This window comes from Bradyrhizobium sp. SHOUNA76 (assembly GCF_023006445.1).
Taxonomy (GTDB): domain Bacteria; phylum Pseudomonadota; class Alphaproteobacteria; order Rhizobiales; family Xanthobacteraceae; genus Bradyrhizobium.
The window spans coordinates 1-4,227 of record NZ_JALBHA010000529.1 but is presented as its reverse complement, the minus strand read 5'-3'; the positions used below and the strand labels follow the sequence as shown (position 1 = coordinate 4,227).

Below are 4,227 nucleotides of genomic sequence, written 5' to 3'. Positions count from 1 at the left end.
GACCGCGGATGCGGCTTCCGGCATGGGGCCCGGTTCGCACGGCTCGACCTTCGGCGGCAATCCGCTGGCGATCTCGGCGGCCAATGCGGTGCTCGACGTCATGCTCGAGCCCGGCTTTTTCGACCACGTGCAGAAGATGTCGTTGCTGCTGAAGCAGAAGCTCGCCTCCGTGATCGATCGCCACCCCGATGTCGTCAGCGAAGTCCGCGGCGAGGGCCTGCTGATCGGCATCAAGGCCGTGGTGCCTTCGGGCGATCTCGTGGCCGCCTTGCGTGGCGAGAAACTGCTCACCGTCGGCGCGGGCGACAATGTCGTGCGTTTCCTGCCGCCTTTGATCGTCACCGAGGCCGAGATCGAGGACAGCGTCATCAGGCTCGAGCGCGCCTGCGCTGCGATCTCGTCCAGTTTGACCAAGCGGGCGGCAAGCTGATGAGCACGTCGCCGAAACACTTCCTCGACATCAACGAGCTCCCGCTGTCGGAGCTCAAGCGCATGCTCGCCGCATCCTCCGCCATGAAGGCGAAGCAGAAGGCGCAGCAGCCGGTCAGGCCGCTCGAAGGCAAGACGCTGGCGATGATCTTCGAGCGCCCCTCGACGCGGACGCGGGTGTCGTTCGACGTCGCCATGCGCCAGCTCGGCGGCGAGCCCATCATGCTCACCGGCGCCGAGATGCAGCTCGGTCGCGGCGAGACCATCGCCGACACCGCGCGCGTGCTGTCGCGCTATGTCGACGCCATCATGATCCGCATCCTCAATCACGAGGCGCTGCTGGAGCTTGCGGCCAACGCCACCGTGCCGGTCATCAACGGCCTGACGCGGCGTTCGCATCCCTGTCAGGTGATGGCCGACCTCATGACCTATGAGGAGCATCGCGGCCCGATCGAGGGCAAGACGGTGGCCTGGACCGGCGACGACAACAACGTGCTGGCGTCCTGGGCGCATGCCGCCGAGCGCTTCAAGTTCCAGCTCAATGTCGCAACGCCGCCTGAGCTCGCGCCGAAAAAGGCGATGCGCGACTTCATCAAGACGACCGGCGCATCGATCGTGCTCGGCACCGATCCGGAAGCCGCCGTGCGCGGCGCCGATTGCGTCGTCACCGACACCTGGGTGTCGATGGGCGACAAGGAAGGCGAGCATCGCCACAATGTGCTCAAGCCCTACCAGGTCAACGGCAAGCTGATGTCGCTGGCCAAGCCCGATGCGTTGTTCATGCACTGCCTGCCCGCCCACCGCGGCGAGGAGGTCACGGATGAAGTGATCGACGGCCCGCAATCGGTCGTGTTCGACGAGGCCGAAAACCGCCTGCACGCGCAGAAGGGTATTTTGGCTTGGTGCTTTGACGCGGTGAAGTAATTGCGGTGGGGACGCATTGATGGCCCCATTCTCCGCTGTCATCCCGGACAAGCGCCGCGCGGCGGCGCGCCGATCCGGGATCCCGGCGCGAGCGGCTTGCGCTCGTCGCTGTAACCACAGGATTGAGTTTGGCGAGGACTCGGAGTTGTCATCGCCGGCTACAACGTCATCCTGTGGTTATGGATCCCGGGTTCGCGCTTTGCGCGCCTCGGGACGACATCGAGTTTGAGGTGGCTTTGTGCAACTCCACTCACATCGGGAACACGCCGCCCCCGCGCCCTCTTCCATTTCCCATCCTCCGACCCCAAATAGACCGCCATGGTTTCCCAATCCCCTGACATGAATACCGGGCCCGAAGGCCCGGTTCGCGCACCATCGGCGGTCCCGATCGATGATGCCGTGCTGCCCTACGAGGTCGATGCGCTCGACGTGCGCGGGCGACTGGTGCGGCTTGGCCCGGCGCTCGACGAGATCCTGACCAAGCACGATTACCCGGCGCCGGTCGGCAAGCTGCTCGGCGAGGCCATCGTGCTGACGACGCTGCTCGGCACCGCGCTGAAATTCGAGGGTCGCTTTATCCTGCAGGCCCAGACCGACGGCCCGGTGTCGTTCCTTGTTGTCGACTACATGGCACCGGATCGCCTGCGCGCCTATGCGCGTTTCGATGCCGCGCGTCTCGGCGATACCAGGGATTCCGGCACGCTGCTCGGCCGCGGCCATCTCGCCATGACCATCGACCAGGGCCCCGACATGAGTCGCTACCAGGGTCTGGTCGCGCTCGACGGCGGCAGCCTGGAAGACGCCGCGCACGAATATTTCCTGCGCTCCGAGCAGATCCCGACGCGCGTGCGTCTTGCGGTCGGTGAGGAGTGGCGCTCGAACGACGGCGGCAAGCATCGCTGGCGCGCCGGCGGCATGCTGATGCAGTTTCTGCCGAAGGCACCGGAGCGCGCGCGGCAGGCGGACTTGCACCCCGGCGATGCGCCCGATGGCGTCGAAGTGCACAGCGTCACTGAAGACGATGCCTGGGTCGAGGCGCGCTCGCTGATCGAGACGGTCGAAGACGTCGAGCTGATCGATCCCGAACTCTCCGGCGAGCGGCTGCTGTTCCGTCTGTTTCACGAGCGCGGCGTGCGCGTGTTCAATCCGATGGTGCTCAAGGCGCAGTGCTCCTGCTCGCGCGATGCGGTCGCCTCGATGCTCAAGAGCTTCTCGCCCGACGACCGTGCCGCGATGGTCAAGGACGACAAGGTCGTCGTCACCTGCGAGTTCTGCAGCTCGGTGTACGATTTCACGCCGGATGAAGCGGGCGTGGAGGGCGCGTAGCGAGCTCTCGTAGGGTGGGCAAAGCGAAGCGTGCCCACGTCTCTGAAATGGTGAAAGATGGTGGGCACGGCGCTTTGCGCCTTTGCCCACCCTACGGCACCTCGCCTGTGTCGCCCTCTGTCAATCCATCCTCGCAAAAATATTCCACTTTACCGAAATTCGGTTTTATCGTATGTGTCATCCATCCCGGCTCATCCAAGAGGGGCGATCTTGTGTCGTCACGCATCGCGAGCCGGGGCTGCGGTGGACGCGGCAGCGTCGGCACGAGATGGGGCGGGCAGGGCGGGTAGTCCCTGTGAGCTCGAAACCCGCGTGCAGACGAGCGGCGCTGCTAGGTTCGTCTCGCCTGTAAGTTTCGCAGCTCCGTCGACTGGGCTGGAAATACTGCGGCGAAGTGGCGGGCCGTGCGTACGGCAAAACCGTGTGGTCCTGGCCGTCGTTGCTACGGTCAAGTCTTTCGCGAAGGTGCGAGCGAGCCCAACCGGGCGGACTGCATCATCCAATTCGCGGGGCGAGGGAGGCCAGAGGAAAGTTCGGCTCCCGGGAGAGCACGGCATAAGCCGTCCGACCATCGCGCAGGGAAGGCCGAGTGATCGGCACCACCTGTATGCTGCTGTGCGGTCTTCTTGCGCTACATTTCGCGCAGCAGACCGCGGGTGCGAGCTGGCACCCGGCCTTCCCTGCGCCCTCTTGGATTTGAGGGTAGCGAGATGAAGCAAAGCTCGGGTGGTTCAAGCCGCGAGGCTACGAAGGCGTGTCTGGATGACGTAGGATGGGTAGAGCGAAGCGAAACCCATCATGCCTCCGCGAGGATGAGAGACGATGGGTTTCGCTTCGCTCTACCCATCCTACTTGCAGACGACACCACCCCTAATTCAACACCCTCTTGCTGTCCGGGCTGTCCAGCGAAAACGCGGGCACGTCGATCTCGAAGCGCTCGCCGCTTTCGGTGACCATCTGGTAGCGGCCGGTCATGAAGCCGGAGGCGGTCGAGAGCGGGACGCCGGAGGTGTATTCGAAACGCTCGCCGGGGGCCAGGATCGGCTGCTCGCCGACCACGCCCTCGCCTTTCACCTCCTGCTGGCGGCCGGAAGCGTCGGTGATGATCCAGTGCCGCGTCTTGAGCTGCACGGTCTCCTCGCCGGAATTGGTGATGACGATGGTGTAGGACCAGAAGTAGCGGGAACGGTCGGCCGACGACTGCTCCGGAACAAAGTTCGGCTCGACGGTCACTTCGATCTGGCGGGTCACTGCGCGGTACATGGTTGCTACCATACCGAAATCCGGCCCCGGAACCAAACGCCGCGGGCGGCTTTGGCGACATCGTCCCGCCAGAATTCGAAGGGAATGACACCCCCGAAGATCCGGCCGCTTTGCGAGTTGACGACCGGACCGGTACACTCCTTGACGCGTCGCGATTTGCGGAAGGGTTTTTCGCCCCCGATGACCATTGCTGACCAAGTGACGGGACAGACGATCGTGGGAACCGCCGGGGCCAAGCCCGCGGGGAGCAAGCCGCGCGCCGCCGCGCCGGCGATCACGCTGCCC

5 protein-coding genes are annotated in these 4,227 nt (G+C 64.9%); 3 read left to right on the top strand and 2 right to left on the bottom strand.

The genetic code is table 11. The features are described 5' to 3' along the window. The 3 genes from MOV74_RS32555 to MOV74_RS32545 form a co-directional block, all read left to right on the top strand. The coding region (locus MOV74_RS32555) for an aminotransferase class III-fold pyridoxal phosphate-dependent enzyme (protein ID WP_246931091.1) at window positions 1-430 on the top strand (430 nt) is incomplete at its 5' end. Continuing rightward, the gene (argF, locus tag MOV74_RS32550; RefSeq protein ID WP_246931090.1) at window positions 430-1,353 is read left to right on the top strand and encodes an ornithine carbamoyltransferase; all 924 of its coding nucleotides are present in this window, start codon (window positions 430-432) and stop codon (window positions 1,351-1,353) included. The genes MOV74_RS32555 and argF, both read left to right, overlap by 1 nt. A gap of 318 nt (window positions 1,354-1,671) precedes the next feature. After that, window positions 1,672-2,679, top strand: a complete 1,008-nt coding sequence (locus MOV74_RS32545) for an Hsp33 family molecular chaperone (RefSeq protein ID WP_246931089.1) — start codon at window positions 1,672-1,674, stop codon at window positions 2,677-2,679. A gap of 870 nt (window positions 2,680-3,549) precedes the next feature. Here MOV74_RS32545 and apaG read toward each other — a convergent pair. Together apaG and MOV74_RS32535 are read right to left on the bottom strand one after the other, a co-directional pair. After that, window positions 3,550-3,942, bottom strand: coding sequence for a Co2+/Mg2+ efflux protein ApaG (gene apaG, locus MOV74_RS32540; protein WP_246931092.1), 393 nt, complete (start codon window positions 3,940-3,942; stop codon window positions 3,550-3,552). 5 nt (window positions 3,943-3,947) lie between these two features. After that, a partial coding sequence (locus MOV74_RS32535; protein ID WP_246931088.1) for a hypothetical protein occupies window positions 3,948-4,227 on the bottom strand: 280 nt, incomplete at its 5' end.

What these genes read in the sequence shown, in the direction of transcription:
- MOV74_RS32545 (WP_246931089.1), top strand. Translation starts at nt 1,672, where the DNA reads ATGGTTTCCCAATCCCCTGACATGAATACCGGGCCCGAAGGCCCGGTT.
- apaG (WP_246931092.1), bottom strand. Translation starts at nt 3,942, where the DNA reads ATGTACCGCGCAGTGACCCGCCAGATCGAAGTGACCGTCGAGCCGAAC.
- argF (WP_246931090.1), top strand. Translation starts at nt 430, where the DNA reads ATGAGCACGTCGCCGAAACACTTCCTCGACATCAACGAGCTCCCGCTG.